The organism is Vreelandella aquamarina (genome assembly GCF_020075495.1).
GTDB classification, from domain to species: Bacteria; Pseudomonadota; Gammaproteobacteria; order Pseudomonadales; family Halomonadaceae; genus Vreelandella; species Vreelandella aquamarina_A.
Genome location: NZ_JABYQT010000017.1, coordinates 21310 through 36871, shown reverse-complemented (window position 1 = coordinate 36871; position 15562 = coordinate 21310). Strand labels below are relative to the sequence as shown.

General features: G+C 59.2%; 28 protein-coding genes. 14 read left to right on the top strand and 14 right to left on the bottom strand.

All coding sequences use genetic code 11. The features are described 5' to 3' along the window. Positions 1–185: 185 nt before the first annotated feature. The gene (locus tag HW452_RS17675; protein WP_224107258.1) at positions 186–1400 is read left to right on the top strand and encodes a tyrosine-type recombinase/integrase; all 1215 of its coding nucleotides are present in this window, start codon (positions 186–188) and stop codon (positions 1398–1400) included. Here HW452_RS17675 and HW452_RS17770 read toward each other — a convergent pair. The 13 genes from HW452_RS17770 to HW452_RS16790 all read right to left on the bottom strand — a co-directional run bounded on the left by HW452_RS17770 (position 1351) and on the right by HW452_RS16790 (position 7748). After that, entirely contained in the window at positions 1351–1536 is a 186-nt protein-coding gene (locus HW452_RS17770; RefSeq protein ID WP_224107260.1) for an AlpA family phage regulatory protein, read from the bottom strand. The genes HW452_RS17675 and HW452_RS17770 overlap by 50 nt on opposite strands. A gap of 20 nt (positions 1537–1556) precedes the next feature. Beyond that, complete coding sequence (locus tag HW452_RS16845) at positions 1557–2069, bottom strand: hypothetical protein (protein ID WP_224107257.1); 513 nt, start codon at positions 2067–2069, stop codon at positions 1557–1559. Beyond that, positions 2066–2479 (bottom strand): chromosome partitioning protein ParB, encoded by a 414-nt coding sequence (locus tag HW452_RS16840; RefSeq protein WP_224107256.1) that lies wholly within the window; start codon positions 2477–2479, stop codon positions 2066–2068. The genes HW452_RS16845 and HW452_RS16840 overlap by 4 nt, the downstream gene beginning before the upstream one ends. A gap of 289 nt (positions 2480–2768) precedes the next feature. Then, entirely contained in the window at positions 2769–3449 is a 681-nt protein-coding gene (locus tag HW452_RS16835) for a hypothetical protein (RefSeq protein WP_224107255.1), read from the bottom strand. After that, on the bottom strand, positions 3442–3744 hold the full coding sequence (locus HW452_RS16830) for a helix-turn-helix domain-containing protein (protein WP_224107254.1): 303 nt from the start codon (positions 3742–3744) through the stop codon (positions 3442–3444). The genes HW452_RS16835 and HW452_RS16830 overlap by 8 nt, the downstream gene beginning before the upstream one ends. Continuing rightward, entirely contained in the window at positions 3737–4687 is a 951-nt protein-coding gene (locus tag HW452_RS16825; RefSeq protein ID WP_224107253.1) for a recombination-associated protein RdgC, read from the bottom strand. Before HW452_RS16825 ends, HW452_RS16830 begins: the two co-directional genes overlap by 8 nt. A gap of 1 nt (position 4688) precedes the next feature. After that, the gene (locus HW452_RS16820; RefSeq protein ID WP_224107252.1) at positions 4689–4928 is read right to left on the bottom strand and encodes a tryptophan 7-halogenase; all 240 of its coding nucleotides are present in this window, start codon (positions 4926–4928) and stop codon (positions 4689–4691) included. Between the two features lie 91 nt (positions 4929–5019). After that, complete coding sequence (locus tag HW452_RS16815; protein ID WP_224107251.1) at positions 5020–5244, bottom strand: hypothetical protein; 225 nt, start codon at positions 5242–5244, stop codon at positions 5020–5022. A gap of 83 nt (positions 5245–5327) precedes the next feature. Beyond that, positions 5328–5942 carry a hypothetical protein gene (locus HW452_RS16810; RefSeq protein WP_224107250.1) on the bottom strand — a complete coding sequence of 205 codons (615 nt, stop codon included), beginning with the start codon at positions 5940–5942 and terminating at the stop codon, positions 5328–5330. Positions 5943–5952: 10 nt separating this feature from the next. After that, complete coding sequence (locus HW452_RS16805; RefSeq protein WP_224107249.1) at positions 5953–6276, bottom strand: hypothetical protein; 324 nt, start codon at positions 6274–6276, stop codon at positions 5953–5955. Further along, positions 6273–6578, bottom strand: a complete 306-nt coding sequence (locus HW452_RS16800) for a hypothetical protein (RefSeq protein WP_224107248.1) — start codon at positions 6576–6578, stop codon at positions 6273–6275. The genes HW452_RS16805 and HW452_RS16800 overlap by 4 nt, the downstream gene beginning before the upstream one ends. Then, positions 6575–6895, bottom strand: coding sequence for a helix-turn-helix domain-containing protein (locus tag HW452_RS16795; RefSeq protein ID WP_224107247.1), 321 nt, complete (start codon positions 6893–6895; stop codon positions 6575–6577). The genes HW452_RS16800 and HW452_RS16795 overlap by 4 nt, the downstream gene beginning before the upstream one ends. A 391-nt stretch (positions 6896–7286) precedes the next feature. Then, positions 7287–7748 (bottom strand): hypothetical protein, encoded by a 462-nt coding sequence (locus HW452_RS16790; protein WP_224107246.1) that lies wholly within the window; start codon positions 7746–7748, stop codon positions 7287–7289. Between the two features lie 169 nt (positions 7749–7917). On the opposite strand from HW452_RS16790, the gene HW452_RS16785 reads away from it, so the two are divergent. The 9 genes from HW452_RS16785 (at position 7918) to HW452_RS16745 (ending at position 13268) form a co-directional block, all read left to right on the top strand. After that, positions 7918–8205 carry a carph-isopro domain-containing protein gene (locus tag HW452_RS16785; RefSeq protein WP_224107245.1) on the top strand — a complete coding sequence of 96 codons (288 nt, stop codon included), beginning with the start codon at positions 7918–7920 and terminating at the stop codon, positions 8203–8205. A gap of 10 nt (positions 8206–8215) precedes the next feature. After that, complete coding sequence (locus tag HW452_RS16780) at positions 8216–9082, top strand: DNA adenine methylase (protein ID WP_224107244.1); 867 nt, start codon at positions 8216–8218, stop codon at positions 9080–9082. Then, the gene (locus HW452_RS16775) at positions 9079–10101 is read left to right on the top strand and encodes a DnaT-like ssDNA-binding domain-containing protein (RefSeq protein WP_224107243.1); all 1023 of its coding nucleotides are present in this window, start codon (positions 9079–9081) and stop codon (positions 10099–10101) included. Before HW452_RS16780 ends, HW452_RS16775 begins: the two co-directional genes overlap by 4 nt. 22 nt (positions 10102–10123) lie before the next feature. After that, positions 10124–10735 carry a replication protein P gene (locus tag HW452_RS16770; RefSeq protein WP_224107259.1) on the top strand — a complete coding sequence of 204 codons (612 nt, stop codon included), beginning with the start codon at positions 10124–10126 and terminating at the stop codon, positions 10733–10735. 2 nt (positions 10736–10737) lie between these two features. Continuing rightward, positions 10738–11067, top strand: coding sequence for a hypothetical protein (locus tag HW452_RS16765; RefSeq protein ID WP_224107242.1), 330 nt, complete (start codon positions 10738–10740; stop codon positions 11065–11067). A gap of 248 nt (positions 11068–11315) precedes the next feature. Further along, on the top strand, positions 11316–11597 hold the full coding sequence (locus HW452_RS16760; RefSeq protein WP_224107241.1) for a hypothetical protein: 282 nt from the start codon (positions 11316–11318) through the stop codon (positions 11595–11597). A gap of 290 nt (positions 11598–11887) precedes the next feature. Beyond that, on the top strand, positions 11888–12184 hold the full coding sequence (locus HW452_RS16755; RefSeq protein WP_224107240.1) for a hypothetical protein: 297 nt from the start codon (positions 11888–11890) through the stop codon (positions 12182–12184). Next, positions 12181–12708 carry a VRR-NUC domain-containing protein gene (locus tag HW452_RS16750; RefSeq protein WP_224107239.1) on the top strand — a complete coding sequence of 176 codons (528 nt, stop codon included), beginning with the start codon at positions 12181–12183 and terminating at the stop codon, positions 12706–12708. The genes HW452_RS16755 and HW452_RS16750 overlap by 4 nt, the downstream gene beginning before the upstream one ends. A 23-nt stretch (positions 12709–12731) precedes the next feature. Beyond that, positions 12732–13268 (top strand): hypothetical protein, encoded by a 537-nt coding sequence (locus HW452_RS16745; protein WP_224107238.1) that lies wholly within the window; start codon positions 12732–12734, stop codon positions 13266–13268. Positions 13269–13470: 202 nt separating this feature from the next. Here HW452_RS16745 and HW452_RS16740 read toward each other — a convergent pair whose 3' ends face one another. Then, complete coding sequence (locus HW452_RS16740) at positions 13471–13728, bottom strand: hypothetical protein (RefSeq protein WP_224107237.1); 258 nt, start codon at positions 13726–13728, stop codon at positions 13471–13473. 288 nt (positions 13729–14016) lie between these two features. Here HW452_RS16740 and HW452_RS16735 point away from each other — a divergent pair, with 288 nt between their 5' ends. From HW452_RS16735 to HW452_RS16720, 4 genes are read left to right on the top strand one after another with little or no spacing between them, the layout of a single operon-like run. Next, a complete protein-coding gene (locus HW452_RS16735; RefSeq protein WP_224107236.1) occupies positions 14017–14571 on the top strand; it encodes a glycoside hydrolase family 24 protein in 555 nt (184 codons plus the stop codon). 32 nt (positions 14572–14603) lie between these two features. Next, positions 14604–14921 (top strand): hypothetical protein, encoded by a 318-nt coding sequence (locus HW452_RS16730; RefSeq protein WP_224107235.1) that lies wholly within the window; start codon positions 14604–14606, stop codon positions 14919–14921. Next, the gene (locus tag HW452_RS16725; RefSeq protein ID WP_224107234.1) at positions 14918–15388 is read left to right on the top strand and encodes a 3TM-type holin; all 471 of its coding nucleotides are present in this window, start codon (positions 14918–14920) and stop codon (positions 15386–15388) included. The genes HW452_RS16730 and HW452_RS16725 overlap by 4 nt, the downstream gene beginning before the upstream one ends. Continuing rightward, positions 15385–15561, top strand: coding sequence for a hypothetical protein (locus HW452_RS16720; RefSeq protein WP_224107233.1), 177 nt, complete (start codon positions 15385–15387; stop codon positions 15559–15561). The genes HW452_RS16725 and HW452_RS16720 overlap by 4 nt, the downstream gene beginning before the upstream one ends. Position 15562: the final 1 nt, after the last annotated feature.

Here is a 15562-nt window from a genome sequence, read left to right as displayed (position 1 = left end):
ATGCTGGATAATAATTATAGCGTTGTATAGCACTGTATATAACTCCATGTCTCCCCGTTTCACCCGCTATTTTCCCCGCCCAATCTGCATATCCCGCCATATCACTCCATGTGAATTATCACTCGACCTGGGTAATATCCTGGGTAACACTATCTGAACACACATTTTCATAGAGCGTTACCCAGGTGCCGATCTCTGACACTAAAGCGCGCAAGGCCATGCCGGCAGATAAACCCTATCGGATGCCCGATACCGATGGGCTTTATCTGGACGTACGGCCAACCGGTAAAAAGTTCTGGCGTATCCGTTATTTTCTGGACAACAAGGAGAATCTATACGCCGCTGGTCAATATCCACACGTCAGCCTCAAGGAAGCGCGAAGCATACGCGACCGGGTAAAAAGTATTGCGGCCACTGGTGCTGATCCCAAGCTCCTGCAGAAAGAGGAGCGCGAAAAGGCCAAGCGATCACAGGCCGATTCATTCGACGCGCTGGCGCTGGAATGGCTGGAGAAGTACTCGCCCCGCTGGACTGAGCATTATACAAAGCAGGTCAGGGTGGGTATCGAGCGAGAAATGCGGCCCGCGTTTGGCCATAAACACATCACAAAGGTCACGCCAGCCGATGTGCTGGCACTGGTGCAGAAGATTGAAGAGCGCGGCGCGCCTTCTGTTGCCATGCTCGTCAGGCAGTGGGTAGGCCAAATCTACAGGTACGCAGCATCAACATTGCGTGCTGATCACGATCCCTCGGCACCACTGCGCGGTGCCGTTCAACGGCCGCCGGTGAAGCACAGCACGGCGTTGACGGCTTCAGAGCTGGCTACTCTGGCAAAGCAGATAGATGACAAAGCGGGCTGGCGCTTGAATGTTATCGCTATGCACTTGTTAATGAGGACAATGCTGCGTACCGGCGAGCTTCGGCAGGGGCGGTGGGAGGAGATAGATTTCATGCGGCGGGAGTGGCGTATACCTGGTGAACGCATGAAGATGCGCCGCCCCCATTCAGTGCCGTTATCTACGCAGGCCATGGCCCTGCTGCAGGAGCTGCATGGCTACACCGGGCATGGCGAATACATGTTCCCATCGTACAGAAATCCAGCAAAACCGATGAACAAAACCACGATCAATGTGGCCCTGAATCGCATGGGCTGGGGTGGTAAATTCAGTGGTCACGGCTTCAGGTCAACGGCGTCAACGCTGCTGAACGGTCATGGGTGGCGCGGCGATCTGATTGAGAAGCAGCTGGCGCACATGCCCGGCGACCAAGTGCGCGCAGCTTACAACCATGCCGACTACATGAAAGAGCGCCGCGAAATGCTGCAGTGGTATAGCGACTTCATCGACGCGCTTATGCAAGACGCAGACGCGCCTCCGGTGCCTGAGCGTATGCTCGCATAATCCAGTCATCCACTTCCGAATCAAGCCACCGGACGCCTCCGGTGGCCATCTTCTTGCCAGGTGGGAAATGGCCTTCGCGAATCATCGCGTATAACTTGCTTTCGCAGTAACCGACCTTCTCCGCGACCTGCTTCATGGGTAATAGTTGTGCCATGTTCAGTCTCCTGTATACCTCTGGCCACCCGGGCCGAAGCCTAGCCCCGCCGCCCATTCCTGTTCTTTTTGAGCGATGCTGTCTTCAATGCGCTGCTGGCGCTCACGCTCTACCAGTTCACGTACGCCAGGCACGGCCATCGCCTCTTGAAACTCCTGCAGATCGCCCTCTAGCTCAATGATGATGCGTTGCGCAACGTCTGAAAGCGCCCATAGGTCGAGCGGCGTTTCGCCGTCTTTGCGAACCCTGCCCAGGCCATAGCAGCCCCCGCACGGTTTATCCGGATTCCCCTTGATGTGGTCCCGCCCGGTGCCGTAGCACACCGCGCAGTCGTCGGGGCGCAGCTCGCGCCAATGAGTCGTCCAGTCTGTCTGAGTCGTGACGCTATCAATGCCCTTAATCAGGTCCGTGTAGGCAACCAGCCATTGGCCGGCGAGCGGGCCAGTGCCCTGGTACTGCTGGATCTCGACGTACCCGCCGCCGAGCGTGCGGTGGGTGTGGGTGGGCTGGGTCATTTAACCACCATGGGAGCTTCTAGCTCGGCAACTATCTCACCGGTTTCGACGTAGTAATGGTCACAGTCCGTCACGTTATTGATCATGAATGCCTCTTGCTGACGCGGCGTCATCTTGCCGAGAATGCGCAGGAACTTATTGCCCGGCCCGCTAAAGGTTGGCTCCACTCCAAGCCGCTTCGCCGCAGCGTAGTTGTGGTGCCCGTCGACAATGACCCGGTACTGCTTGCCGCGTAGCGTGCACTCATGGATCCGCACCACGAATACGTGGAACGTATCGGCTTTGCGTTTCACCACGGCTTCGTTCAAGTAGCGCTGGCAGCTGATTAGCGGTGGCTGTTCCTTTGGTTGAAACACCTCGCCTAGATTGGCTAAGTGCCGCGACTGAATGCCAAGCTTCATTGAGCTCATAGCACCATGCCCTCCTGAATCGCTACTCTTGGTTCCGGACGGTTCACTACGGCAAAGCATTTAATATGTGGATCTGGCGCGTGAGCGTTGCAAATCTGGGTGGCAAACACCTGCACACCATGGCGATCGCATCGGCCGTAAGGGGTTCGGCTTGGCTTTTGCTGTAGCGATGACTGCTGTGTAAACGGGCAATGCTTATCTTCATCAAAGCCAAGGTGCTGGTATTGCTGGCAGCTGACGCAGGCCTTGGGAGAGTGCATGAACGGCTCTGTACCAGGGCGTTGATCGTTCACTGGCTGGCCTCCACGTCTTCGGCGGTGACGGTGTGCTGCTGAATACTGGTGACGCCGTAAAAATCGACAGTAAGCGTCGTGTCGGCCCAGGCGTCGATCAGCCCTTGCAACAAGTCGATCTGGGGCTGGCTGCAATCGGCGAACCCTTCACTAGCCTCATCTGCGAAGTTGTGGGCCTCGTCCTGTAGTCCATCGATAACGCTAAGCGCAGTACGTACAGCGAAAGCACTAGGTGGCAGCATGACTGCTTCACCCGCATAGACGGTATCGCCAGCTTGGCGCTCGCTATCAGAGATCAATTCATACAGGTCGTCGTAGTTGAACTCTTCATCGTTGTTCGACCAGACCGTTTTAGTGTTTTGTTGCGCTCCGGAGGCTGCCGTTTCCGCCCGCTCGATGCGGTCGTATTCAGCCGCAAGTAGAGCCATCGCTTTGATGATGTTGCGCTTGGCGTCGGCGCTGGGCTTCCACCACTCTGGTGACCAGGGCCATACGCCCGGGCTAACCGCGTCTTGATGACTAGGGTAGCGCTGCTGAAAGCTCACATGAGAGGCGTAACCAGCGGCGGCCAAAGCCAGTTCTCCGTCATCATATTGAGCATCACGAACAGCATCGAACCCTTCCTCATTGATCTGTCGCTGACGTTCTTCAAACGCTTTGATGATGGCTTTAGACATGGTGATTACCTCCGAGCACCTGACTGGCACTGGCAATGTGTTTGAAAGGCCGGGTAAGTGCCCGGCTACTTGCGTTGATAAGCGCCTGACGGCGTTCGGCGGCGGCACGGGCGATGGCTTTTTGCTCTTCAAGCCGGTCGCGGCCGTAGAGCTCGCCGACCAGCTCGGCCCCGCGTTTGCCCTGGGCGTGCCGGCGCGATAGCGCCGACAGGCTGATGTTGTAGCGGCTAGCCAGCTCGCTCATTGATACCCGCTCGCCGTTAGCGGGGTCGGTGACGTATACGGGTTTAAACATGGCCATCACCCTGGGCCGCTGGCTCCTGTTGATTCTCCCCATCCAGCCACTCGAGGATCCGCGCCACGCTGTCGCGCAGGCACCCGGCCATGAGTACAAAGTCAGTTTCCAACCGGGCCAAGGCGTCGTCGCCATCGTCGGCGTGGTCTGCCTCTTCGATCAGCGCATCACCAAAGCGCAGCGACTTGAGGGCGAGATCGTCGTGCATGACGAATGACAGTTGTCCCTCGATGCTGAGGCCGAGCTTGCTGGCCTGGCGGCCGCTTTCCAGCAGCTGCTGCATTTCGTCGCTGTCGAGGTCCACCTGGCGGGCGCGCACTACGCCGTCATCACCCTTGGCTTTCAGCTCAACTCCATCGAGCAGCTGCAGGTCTGCCGGGCGGCTGGCTGGATCGCCCAGCCAGGTGGTCATGGCGCGAATGGGTAGCGTCTGAGACGATAGGGGCGTGGCTTTCAGGCTGCCCAGGGTTTCGCGCAGCAGGTCCAGCACGTCTTCGGCACGCGCCCGGCTCGATGCGTTGACGCCAATCAGGTTGCGCTCAGTGTCCCACCAGAGATCAATTTTCTGGCTGCGCACAAAGGCGCGGGGCAGTAGCTCTTCGGTGACCTGCTCCTTGAGCGCGGTTTTCTCCTTGCGGGTGACCTTGCGGCCTTCGCGGGCTTCAATGTCGGCCACACGTTCGGCGACTTCCTCGGCAACCACTGGGGCGGGCAATAGGCGCTCCTGGCGTAGGGCGCTCAGGAGGCGGTGGCCATCGTTCTGCAGAGTGTGTAGCAGTTGGCCACCACCCAAGCGACCGGCTGGCGCCGTCCAGCCCATGCGGCGGGCGTCGGCATTGCCCAACGGCTTGGCGGCATGCTCTTCCAGCAACATGGCGGTTTGCTCGGGGCTGAGTAGCTGCATGCCATGCAGACGGTATAGGTGTAGGTGTTTGAACCACATGTTATTCGTCTCCCGGCCAGTTGACGTTCTGAGCGCCTGTTGCCGCCTTGTACTCCTCTTCGGTGATGCCAAGAGCTGCGAAGAGGTGCATGGCGCTTGGCAGCGTGTCAGTTTCTTCGTGGTAGAAGTCTTCAACGATGTTTTCCCAGTAGGGGTCGTCTTGGTCGGTAATGGCATCGAGGAGCTTTATGGCTTGCTCACGCGTGAGCTTGCTCGGCCATGCAGGCACTTTCTTGGTCATTGCGGTTCTCCTTGCTTGGGCTGGCCGGGCTTCGCTGGCGCTGGTTGCTTAAAAATCCGGTCGAACTGTTCCTGGTCAAACATCTGAGGCCTCACATGCCGGCGTACATAAAGCGCTGTTCGTCGGCGGCATAATTGGGGTTGTGGTAGCACCACTCGCTGCCGATCCGGTGGGGGAAGTGGTAGCCGTCGCAGTAGCACGTCTTGTTCCGCCACCGGCGCTTATCCGCCCATTGATCGATCCGGAGTGAGTCGAAGGCGCCGCAGCTTTTGCAGCGAATGCGCCTTGTGTAATCGCCGGGGTGCCTCGCTTTCACTTGGCGGGCACCGCATGAGCGGCACCTGCAGTGCCTTCGGCGGTTTCCCACCGTGATGGCGTGACCAAGTGCGTTGCGGACTATCACGCGGCGGCCTTCTGCGCGTCATACTGTTGAATGGCCCACACGATGGCGTAGCAGCACCAGATGTAGTGGCCTTTCCACTTCTTGCAGTCGACTTCCCAGAAGTCCTGAAACAGCTCTTTATCGTTAAAGCGAAACTCAAGCGCGGCTCTAATTGAGGCCTGCTCGCCTTCCGTTTCCTCGATAAGCACTTCTTCCTCGACTGCCTCCCAGGCTTCGGCCTTGTCTTCCTCACTCCAATCTTCGGTGGCATCGTTAAACCACTCGGTTATTTCCGATCGGAACTTCTCGGGCACCCATTCTTTGGTAATTTCATCCGGGGCAATGCTTGGGCCTGCCTGCAGCTTTTCTTCCCAGTAACCAGGGTTAATGCCCATCTCGTCATTACGGAAAAAGGCGAACATGTCTTCGATGCGCTGGAATACGTAGCAGCCCATATCGCCGCTGATGCACAGAAAGCCCGGCCAGGTAGTGATATTGAAATAGCGGTCGTTGGTACCAGGTGCCGCACAACGCAGATGGCGATGCAGGCCGTCGTCATGAATGATCGTTAACTGGTGCTGGCCAATAGTTTCTTGGAAGCGCTCACGCGGTGTTTTCTGTTGAGTCGTCATTGTCATCACCTCAAAACTGAACGTACTGGTTGATAGGCGCCGTATCCGGCATCGCCAGTCGCGCTGGTACCCGGTGTTCATCGTCAATCGCTGGCGCTGCAGGGCGCATGCCGGGGCACTGCTCGGCCGCAATGCCGCGATAGTCGGGCTGACCAGTACGCCGGTTGAGCGGCACGCCGCGGGCTTCTTCGGCGGCCCAGATCGCGGCGTCGGTGCAGTAGCTGGTCAGCCACTCTTGCTGGTCCTGCGCCTCGCCCTTCGATAGCTGGCCCATGGCCAGTACGGCAGTGAATAGGGCGCCAGCCCATAGGCCCTTTGAAAGCTGGGTGCTCATTGGTCGCCCTCCTTGGCGCTATCGGCCAGCAGCTCGTTGAGGTGATCTCTCACCAGGTGAATGTCTGCCAAGTCGTTCAGGCTGCTGCTGGCGCGCAATCCGCCGGCGCGTGGCGAGCTACCAAACGGCCATGACGTGCAGTGGATGCCGTAGTAACCCGACTCAAGCGTTACCCGGTATTTGCCCTGCAGCGTTACGGCCAGGGCCAGCTCCAGGCACTCGAGCAGAACGCACACAGAGCCGGAAGAGACATCGTGAGCGGCGAACACTTCGGTGACGGTTTTGGGGTTTGAGAGGCTCATGCGTACAGGCCCTCAAAACGGCGCGCGACTACGCGGCTGGCGCTGATGCGCGGGGTTGGCCGGTGGCGGGCGGCGCTCATGTCGGGGTTGGTAGCGCTCGCCAGAATGCAGATCGCGATCATCAGGTGGATCAACTTCTGAACAATGGCCAGCGCCACCAGGTGAGTGGTGTTGCGGGCATGAAGCCGATCTTTGGCGAGGAGGATGTGGCGCTGAACGGTGGCTACTGAGCGGTGAAGTGTTTCAGCGCACTGGTCGGCTGTATGGCCTTGGGCCAGTAGCTCAACGATTTCGCATTGTTTCGGAGTGAGGTGCATTGGCTTGATCTCAAATACGGTATATCTATTAAACTACGTATATATACGTATTAAGTCAAGCATGGTGCGTACTTTAAATGGGCTGTACGTACTTTGCCATATGGCTTCGGGCAAGACGTCAGTATTTCGCGCGGTCTATAAACGCTGCAATAGCTCGGCGGCACTCCTGATTGATAGGGGGTTGTGAGCGACGCCGCTCCGCCTGAGCCTTTCTCTTTCCGCCTAAATGTTTCTGCTGTGTGTTTTTAATTATGGTCGGCATGCCCCAGCCTCTAATGCCTGTATAGTGTGTTTATATACAGTATATTGATGAAGCGGATAATGCCAGCCAATAAACGACAGGCATAAAAAAACCCGCTTGATTTCAGCGGGTTGCTTGTATGAATTTTATTTAATCGGTAATTCCTTCGGCCTCGTTTATAAGCGTGCCAAGTATGTAGGCTTGATTTTCGCCCTTTGCAAGCATGCTTATAGCTATTGAGCAGAGCCTGGTGGCCTTCTGAGCGTCTACTGGCTGGCTGGATTTCTCGATTGCTCGCTCGACCAAGGCAGCCATAACGACATTGATTTCAGAAGACTCCTGTGGAAACGTCTGTTCCGGATTGTCTGTGAATCCGGCCAGATAGCCCACGCTAACCTCATAAAGGTCTGCCAGTCTGGCCAGCTTGCCCATCGGTATAGGTGATCGCTGGGCCTTCCAGTCTGAAACGTACTGAGGCGATGTCTGAGCATCGATAGCAATAAGCTTCATGATGCCCCGCTCAAGTGGATGACTGTGATGTTTTTGAGCGCAGCCTTTAACACGCTCCCAGACCACCCCTCTATCAGGCTCTGAGAGTTTGTTGTCATCCATTCTGGCGCCACTCCTTGACCGTGCGTTATTTAACGAAAGCGTTATTGCGTTATTTAACGCAGTCTAGCGGTTATAAGCGCATGTGTAATTGCTCAAAAATACGCAATTCTTGCCTTAGTACGGTTATATACGTATATTCTACGTATTAACTGTGATTGAGGCGCCTTCCATGACTCACCCATCTGCATCGCTTACGCCGATGATCGCTGATCACGACGTTCCTCTTCGGCCTATCACCCTGTACGACGTAATCAAAGATTGCGGCGGGCCAAATGCTGTTGCTGATCAGCTTCAAGTTTCGCCAAGCACCGTCACGGATTGGACGCGCCGTGGTCGTGTTCCCGACTCTGACCTGCGCCTTGAGGGCGGCACCAGCTACTCCGACCAACTGGCTGAAATGCAGCGCGATGGCACGCTATCCGCTGCTGTGATTCGGCGGCTTGGGCGTCGGCTCTGAGGTGGCAGCCATGAGCAAATTACCTCCCGTTCTACGCTACCACGGCGGCAAGTGGAAAATGGCTGACTGGCTGCTGGCGCACTTCCCCAGCGCGACGGCGTACGACACCTATGTCGAGCCTTTCGGCGGCAGCGCCAGCGTATTGATGCGCAAGCCTCGTAGCCAATACGAGGTCTACAACGACATGGACGGCGAGATCGTCAACGTCTTCCGCGTACTCCAAGACGACGTTTTACGTGAGCGTCTGGCCAGCCTTCTTCGCATGACGCCCTATGCCCGTGCTGAATTCGAGCTTTCCTATCAGCCTTCAGACGATCCAGTAGAGCAAGCGCGCCGCACTGTATTCAGGGCATTCTCGGGGTTCGGTAGTGCGGCCGCGACTAAAGGCCGGACTGGATTTCGTGGCTTCTCAGGTTCAAGTGGCCGAGGCGTCAATCCAGCCAGCTACTGGAGTCGGTTTCCGGAGAACTTGGCTGCTTTCGGCGAGCGCTTATCCGGCGTAGTGATCGAGAACCGTCCCGCCCTGGATGTAATGCGTGATCGTGATGGTGCCCGGGTCATGCACTACGTGGATCCGCCTTATGTTCATGGCACCCGAGCCCTGGGTGCAGATGGTGGCTGCTACCGGCATGAAATGAGCGACGCCGACCACGAAGTATTTCTGCAGGCGATCCAGCAGCTGCGCGGCTTTGTCATCGTTAGCGGGTATGACTGCGATCTCTATCGCGAGCATTTGGCCGACTGGACCCATGTACGCAGTGACGTTCCTGCATCTGGTCGGGGCGGCACAGTGATTCGCACAGAATCAGTATGGTTGTCTCCCCGCGTTGCTGCTGTATGCCAGCAAGCAGATATGTTCGCTGGAGGGGCGTCATGAGCATAACCGCCGCCATGCTCCCCGCGCTACTGGGCCGTCCGGTGGCCTATCAGGCCGTGTTCACGCGCCTGCCGGGCGTCACTGTGCAGGGAGCCATCTTCCTGAGCCAGGCGCTTTTCCTGACGAACACGCCCACCGCCGCCGCACGCGATGGCTGGTTCTGGAAAGAGCAACAGGGCGACCACGATAGCTGGGAGGCCGAGACCGGCATGAGCGCCAAGCAGCAGGTCACCGCCCGCAAACAGCTGGGCCAGATCGGTGTGCTTGAGGAAGTGCGCAAAGGCGTGCCGGCCAAAACGTGGTACCGGGTCAACACCGAGGCGCTGGCGCAACAACTGGCGCTGGCGCTGGCCGATGAAACCGACGAAAAACCGCCTGAAAGCCCCGCCGCTGCCCAGAATCTCCCAACCGGAGAATCTGAAAACGCCCAACCGGAGAATCAAGAATCTCCCGAAGGGAGTGCACAGAATCTCCCAAACGGCGTTTTCTTACAGAGACTACAACAGAGAGTAACCCCCTCTCTCTCTGACGCGGGCGAGCCTCAGCCGAACGTTTTCGAGCGTGCCGCACAGCAAACCGACGACGGCGAGCCCGCCGCCGAGGATCAAGCCGCACCCCGCAAAACCGCCATGCACCTCGACTGGGAACCCGAGCCGGAAACCTACCGCGTTGCCTGCATGCAGCGTGGCTTGTCAGCCGATGCCAACGTGCATGACGCCCTGATTGACTTCCGCGAACACTACGCCGCCCATCCGGGACGCACGAACACTCACGCCGATTGGACCCGGCGCCTGGTGCGCTGGATCTACGAAAACGCCAAGCGCCAGCACCAGCACGCCCAGCAGCAGACTACCCCGACCACCACCGGAGGCAACGCCCATGCAAACCGTCGCGACCGTACTCCCAAACGCCGTCTCACAGCTCAGGAGGCGCGAGCAGCCGCCGAAGGCCGAGCGCCAGAGCAACCACCAGGCCAAACGCTCGACGGCGAATACAGCGCCCACGGTTGCGGCTGGTGACGTCGACAACGTGTTCAACGTGATGGGCGAGCTGTTTGGTGCCCGGTTCACCAGCGACTGGGGCGCGTATGACCAGACCGGCGCCTGGTGGGCTGAGTTGAAACTGCTGGCGCCGGCACAACTGGCCATCGGCCTACGCCGGGTGCGACAGCGCGTGCAGGATGCTGCTCGCCAGGGTGATACCGCATGGCCGCCGATGCCTGCCGAGTTCGCCGCGTTGTGCCAGCCCCGGCCCGAGGACATGGGGCTGCCGACCGAGGCCGAGGCGTGGCGCGAAGCCACCGCCAACGCCCACCAGCCCGGCCAGCACCCTTGGAGCCATGAAGCGGTACGCATGGCTGGCGCCGCCGTCGGCTGGTGGGAGTTGACCCACGGCGGCGGTGAATCCCGCGCCAGCCGCCAAGAAAGCCGTTTCCGGAAGGAGTACGGCGCGCTGGTCAACCGCGTGCTGGCCGGCGAGCAACTGCAGGCCCGCCACCTGGTCGGCCACGACAGTCAACTGAGCCGCGGCGAACGTGCCGAGCGCGCCAGCCGTGAGGCCGCGCAGCGCCAGGCCGCCGCCGCTGGCATGCCTGAGCGCATGAATTCAGAACAGGGGCTGCGCATGATGCGTGCGGCCCTGGGGAGCCGATAACGATGATGACCAGCCCTGTAATGCAACCCACCGGCCGCGAGGTCTCCGCCGAGGCGTTCCGCGAGATCCGCAAAAGCGGCAAAGCGAACGCCTACCAGCGCCGAATCCTCGAGGAGCTCACCGCCGGGCCGATGACCCGTAACCAGCTCGCCGCCCGGCTCCAGCGCCCGCTATCGAGCATTTGCGGCCGCTGCACCGAGCTGCTCGACGCTGACCTGGTGACCGTGCACGGCACTACGAGCGACAAGCCGGCGCGGCAACTGTTGGCGCTGACCAAAGCAGGGATTGTGCTGGCGCACAGCGAGGAGGTGGGTGATGCAAAAGCCGATTGAGCCGGGGTGTTTGTGCCTCTCGCTCGACAGTCAAATGCCTGGGCAGTGCATTGCCAATCAATGGGTGGCGGCCGGAACCAGCTTTCCATCTCCTGTGGGAAAGTGCACAACCATTCGAGATGGGTGGAGCGTGACGTTCATAGACGGCACTACTAGCGACTTACCATGCATGATCGCGTCTCGCGACTTGATTCGTATCGACGACTATGACGCCAGCGCCGACGCAACCGAGCAGGAGGAGCGCCACGATGCCACGGCCCATGCTTAAACCCGTCGATCATCAGAATATCGTGCTGCGTTTGCTGGGCCGCACAGGGCCCGCGGCACCTGAGTATCTGACCACGCTGGCGCATGGCCATGGGCTGCCGGTCTCTCTGCACCAGATTCGCGTGGCGTGTGACGCCTTGGTCGAAGAGGAGTACGCCGCCGGCGGTGGCGATCGGTACCGGTTGACTGTCTTCGGCGCGCACGAGGCGCTGGCCGTGCCGCTGCTGAGAGACTATTGCATGGGCGCCGGGGGTGACGCATGAAGCATCAAGCGCATCTGCCCGCCAAATGCCCGGAGTGCCAATACCGGAAAGCTGCAAGCGAGTTTCGCGAGCCAGGTACCGGGTTGGCGTTGCCGGCGTGCAAGTCGTGTCTCCGGAAAGTGCAGCGCGGGAGGGCTCGGGCATGAAAAGTACTTTCTGGTGGCTGGCCGGCTTTTGCCTTGGGCTTATCTGGGGGTGGATTGCGGCGCACGAGGCCGTATCGCGGGAGTGCCGCTTTCTGGGGGCATTCTATGTCGGAGACGAAGTATATAAATGCGAGGCTGCCAAACATGACGGATAAACCAATGGGCGGCCCCCAGGCGCGCCGCGCCGCTATGCTGTGCCAAAACCAGCGCTTTTGGCTCTACCTGGACCAGCGCCGCCGCCGCGTGCACCAGGTGCCCTACGAACAGATGCCCGACGGCACCCACAGCCGGGAAGATTCTGAGGACTGGCTGCGCGACGCTTGCGGCGTACAGAGTCGGGCCGAGATCGATCATAACGACGATGCCCGCGTGATGCTCGACCGCATTATGTCCGATTACAACAAATGGGAGCGCAAGCAGCGCCAGCGGGGTGGGGTATGACGACAACACGCAAACCGCGCCGCGTACTGGGCCCTGCTGGCGCCAGCACAGCGCCACGCAAGCGCCCGGTCGACTGGGAAGGGCAGGAGCAGGCCGTGCTGATTCGCTGGCTGCTGGGCGAGCGCCAGCGCGGTACGGCAGTGGGCCAGCTGTACGACGTGACCTACCACGTTCCCAACGGTGGCCAGCGCTCGAAAGCCACCGGCGCGGCGATGAAGCGCCAGGGCGTCAAGTCGGGCGTCAGCGATCTGGTGGTGATGGATGCCCGCGGCGGCTGGTTTGGTCTGTACATGGAGTTCAAGGCGTCTGCCCCGCACACCGCCGCGCTGGCGCAGAGTCAGCACGACTGGCTGGCGCTGGCCGAGCAGCGTGGTTATTGCGCAGTGCTGGCCGTGGGGCTTGATGAAGCCAAGCGGGTGCTGGAGGAGTATGCGGGGTGGGCAGCTACGGGCGACGAGTATGACGAGTGTGGCGTCAACTTCATCGAGCATTTGAATAGCGGTACCGAGTGGAGAAAGAGCTAATGGCGCAGGTTAAGGGGGCAGTAATGCAGTTTGACGATTGGAAACGGGTAGCAAACCCCTGGCGCGTCGTTGAGGCCGCACAGAGCGATCAACGGGCGCGTGATGCTGCGGTAGCGCGCATTGTCGATACAATGCTGGAAATGCAGCTTGATTGCCGGCACCAAAACCCAGGTTACCAGCCGTTCAGCGTGACGGCTTTGGCGGGGCAGCTGCCTGGTGGTGGCGGGCGTAGTGATCAGGCGATGCTGGCCGCGATGCGGTATCACCCAGAGAGCCAGTGGCACACCGCCTGTGCGCTGCTGCTCGATCAGCTGCCCAGGCGCCAGGCTGCCGCCATGTTACTGCAGGCTGCCCGCGTGCGTCCGGAGAAGATGGGGTCCAGCCAGTGGATGGTAACCGCTCGGCAGATGGTGGAGCGCCAAGGGGAGTTGCTGCGGGCGCTAGGGCTGAATGAGGGCGTGCGGCATTTTGAGAGTGTTGAGGCTCTGCAGGTAGCCGGTAAGCGAGCGCGCCAGCGGTTGTGGGAATGGCTGGCGCAAGGTGAGGTGAAAGCGGCCTAATCGCCGCCTTCGGTAAATGACTCGAGAGCTACCTGTAGCAGGTAGCTCATGTTGGTAGATTCCCCTATGCGCAGTTTCCGTAAATGCTGGCGCGAAACGCCAATTCTCTCGGAGAGCTCTTTCAGTGTTCCTGCCTTGGTAACTGCTGCATCAATTAGACCCGGCGCCTTGGCCGGGTCGTGTTGCGTTCGAGCATCGATCATTAGCAGGCCATGATGATGTCAGCTTTATGCGTCTGGATATGATTGGCAAGCTCGTCTTCATCAGTGGGCTCTTGAAACTCGCCCAGGTTTCCGCTCCATTCTGAAATGATTTCAGTGGGCGTTTCGCTGTCACGGAGGGCGCTTTTGATTTCTTCCATATCGGTTTGCTCGCCGTTGTTTGATACCCACAGAGCAACCAGTTGGGTGAGTGCTTCGGTGCGAGTGTTGAAAAGTTGACCTTGGACGTTGTAGCTCATTGTACTTGCTCCAGTTGGTGGTATGTGCTGCGTTGATGTAATTACTATATGGTAACTCAGTTACCATTGCAAGGTTTGTCGTGAAATTTTTTTCTTGCCAAAGTGTCGGGTTTGATGCACCCTTGTTTCTAGGCTGCGCAAGCTACGCGCTAAAGCCCGCCAAATTCTAAACGCTTAAAGCCCTGCCGGTCACCCGGCGGGGCTTTTTGCTTTCCGCTGTTCCTGTCGCGTGCCGCCTGGTGCGCCTTGCCCCAGTCGTGCGGGGCTTTTTACATCAAGTGACTGCCCATGCCTGTTATCACTCCCGCCCACGCCGGCGGCGTCAACGTGTGCGCGTTTCTCGACATGCTGGCGTTTGCTGAGCTGGGCAAAGCCATGCTCGATGATCCGCGTACCGATAACGGCTATCGCATCATTGTTGGGTCTATCCCCAGCAAGCTCATTCTCATGGACGACTACGACGACCACCCGCAGCAGCTGGTATGGATTCGCAAGGGGTTGAGCTCAACAGCGGCTGGCCGCTATCAGCAGCTCAGCCGCTACTGGCCCCACTACCGCGATCAGTTGGGCCTGCCCGATTTTGGCCCGCTGAGCCAAGACCGTTGCGCTATTCAGCAGATACGAGAGCAGAAGGCATTGCCCCTGATCCAGCAGGGCCGCATAGCGGATGCAATCCACCGATGCCGCAACATCTGGGCGTCTCTGCCAGGCGCTGGGTACGGACAGCATGAGCACTCACTAGAGCGGCTGCTGCTGGAGTTTCAGCGTGCCCAGGGTCAGCTCTGCGACGCTGACCAAACGTGGTACGAACGGGCGTTGCTACGGCGCGCATCTAACGCTTAATCACATCACCGAACGACCCACCAGGAGGCGGGATGTCAGACAACAATCCCGATGTTGCCGTGCGGTCCAAGCCCATATTCGAACGACATTTCCAGACGCTGCTATTGACGTTAGTCGCAGGCCTGATCGCGTGGCAGGGAATGACAACCCTTAAGCTTTCAGAAAGCAGCGCCCGGCAGGACGAGAGGGTCAGCCACTTGATCGGATTGACCGAGCAGCTGCGTCAGGATTTGCGCGCCATGGACTCTCAGTACCTGCCCCGGCGTGAGGCCGAAATGCACCGCAATGAAACCCGAAGCAAGCTCGATGCGCTGGAGTCGCGGGTCAGCCGCCTGGAGGCCGTTCAATGAGTATTGCAGCCAAAGCCCTGGCATCTCTTGTGAGCCCATTGTTTAGCGTTATCGACAAGGCGGTGACTGATAAGGACGAAGCGGCGCGACTGAAGCACGAAATACAGACGCAACTGATCGACTCGGAAAACAGTGCGCTCAAAGCGAAAATGGAAGTGGTGCTGGCTGAGGCAGCGGGTGAGAGCTGGCTGCAGCGCAACTGGCGGCCGATTCTGATGCTGACCATCGTTGCTATCGTCGCGAACAACTACCTGATTGCCCCCTATCTATCCGCCATGTTTGGTGTCGGTCTCACGCTGCCGCTACCAGACGCGCTGTGGAACCTGATGACGTTGGGCGTTGGTGGGTACATTGCAGGCCAAACCGCTGAGCGTGGCATATCGACATGGCAGAGCGGGCAAGTGGCCAAGGAGCAGGCGCGTGCGCAGGCGGGAATTTATGACAGCGTGGAGGGTAGGCGGCGATGACAGACTCACGGATTGCTGATTTGGTCGTCGCACTGCAGGAGCAGACGGCGGCGATCAATCGCCTGGCAGAGAGCAACCAGCAGGTGATTGATTACCTGCTATCGCAAGAAGCCGAAAGCATGGGCGACGAGAGCAGTGGCTCGCATGGGCCTTACCTTGATCTGGAGGAGTGAA

What these genes read in the sequence shown, in the direction of transcription:
- HW452_RS17770 (WP_224107260.1), bottom strand. Translation starts at nt 1,536, where the DNA reads ATGAAGCAGGTCGCGGAGAAGGTCGGTTACTGCGAAAGCAAGTTATAC.
- HW452_RS16845 (WP_224107257.1), bottom strand. Translation starts at nt 2,069, where the DNA reads ATGACCCAGCCCACCCACACCCACCGCACGCTCGGCGGCGGGTACGTC.
- HW452_RS16840 (WP_224107256.1), bottom strand. Translation starts at nt 2,479, where the DNA reads ATGAGCTCAATGAAGCTTGGCATTCAGTCGCGGCACTTAGCCAATCTA.
- HW452_RS16835 (WP_224107255.1), bottom strand. Translation starts at nt 3,449, where the DNA reads ATGTCTAAAGCCATCATCAAAGCGTTTGAAGAACGTCAGCGACAGATC.
- HW452_RS16830 (WP_224107254.1), bottom strand. Translation starts at nt 3,744, where the DNA reads ATGTTTAAACCCGTATACGTCACCGACCCCGCTAACGGCGAGCGGGTA.
- HW452_RS16825 (WP_224107253.1), bottom strand. Translation starts at nt 4,687, where the DNA reads ATGTGGTTCAAACACCTACACCTATACCGTCTGCATGGCATGCAGCTA.
- HW452_RS16820 (WP_224107252.1), bottom strand. Translation starts at nt 4,928, where the DNA reads ATGACCAAGAAAGTGCCTGCATGGCCGAGCAAGCTCACGCGTGAGCAA.
- HW452_RS16810 (WP_224107250.1), bottom strand. Translation starts at nt 5,942, where the DNA reads ATGACGACTCAACAGAAAACACCGCGTGAGCGCTTCCAAGAAACTATT.
- HW452_RS16805 (WP_224107249.1), bottom strand. Translation starts at nt 6,276, where the DNA reads ATGAGCACCCAGCTTTCAAAGGGCCTATGGGCTGGCGCCCTATTCACT.
- HW452_RS16800 (WP_224107248.1), bottom strand. Translation starts at nt 6,578, where the DNA reads ATGAGCCTCTCAAACCCCAAAACCGTCACCGAAGTGTTCGCCGCTCAC.
- HW452_RS16795 (WP_224107247.1), bottom strand. Translation starts at nt 6,895, where the DNA reads ATGCACCTCACTCCGAAACAATGCGAAATCGTTGAGCTACTGGCCCAA.
- HW452_RS16790 (WP_224107246.1), bottom strand. Translation starts at nt 7,748, where the DNA reads ATGGATGACAACAAACTCTCAGAGCCTGATAGAGGGGTGGTCTGGGAG.
- HW452_RS16785 (WP_224107245.1), top strand. Translation starts at nt 7,918, where the DNA reads ATGACTCACCCATCTGCATCGCTTACGCCGATGATCGCTGATCACGAC.
- HW452_RS16780 (WP_224107244.1), top strand. Translation starts at nt 8,216, where the DNA reads ATGAGCAAATTACCTCCCGTTCTACGCTACCACGGCGGCAAGTGGAAA.
- HW452_RS16775 (WP_224107243.1), top strand. Translation starts at nt 9,079, where the DNA reads ATGAGCATAACCGCCGCCATGCTCCCCGCGCTACTGGGCCGTCCGGTG.
- HW452_RS16770 (WP_224107259.1), top strand. Translation starts at nt 10,124, where the DNA reads ATGGGCGAGCTGTTTGGTGCCCGGTTCACCAGCGACTGGGGCGCGTAT.
- HW452_RS16765 (WP_224107242.1), top strand. Translation starts at nt 10,738, where the DNA reads ATGATGACCAGCCCTGTAATGCAACCCACCGGCCGCGAGGTCTCCGCC.
- HW452_RS16760 (WP_224107241.1), top strand. Translation starts at nt 11,316, where the DNA reads ATGCCACGGCCCATGCTTAAACCCGTCGATCATCAGAATATCGTGCTG.
- HW452_RS16755 (WP_224107240.1), top strand. Translation starts at nt 11,888, where the DNA reads ATGACGGATAAACCAATGGGCGGCCCCCAGGCGCGCCGCGCCGCTATG.
- HW452_RS16750 (WP_224107239.1), top strand. Translation starts at nt 12,181, where the DNA reads ATGACGACAACACGCAAACCGCGCCGCGTACTGGGCCCTGCTGGCGCC.
- HW452_RS16745 (WP_224107238.1), top strand. Translation starts at nt 12,732, where the DNA reads ATGCAGTTTGACGATTGGAAACGGGTAGCAAACCCCTGGCGCGTCGTT.
- HW452_RS16740 (WP_224107237.1), bottom strand. Translation starts at nt 13,728, where the DNA reads ATGAGCTACAACGTCCAAGGTCAACTTTTCAACACTCGCACCGAAGCA.
- HW452_RS16735 (WP_224107236.1), top strand. Translation starts at nt 14,017, where the DNA reads ATGCCTGTTATCACTCCCGCCCACGCCGGCGGCGTCAACGTGTGCGCG.
- HW452_RS16730 (WP_224107235.1), top strand. Translation starts at nt 14,604, where the DNA reads ATGTCAGACAACAATCCCGATGTTGCCGTGCGGTCCAAGCCCATATTC.
- HW452_RS16725 (WP_224107234.1), top strand. Translation starts at nt 14,918, where the DNA reads ATGAGTATTGCAGCCAAAGCCCTGGCATCTCTTGTGAGCCCATTGTTT.
- HW452_RS16720 (WP_224107233.1), top strand. Translation starts at nt 15,385, where the DNA reads ATGACAGACTCACGGATTGCTGATTTGGTCGTCGCACTGCAGGAGCAG.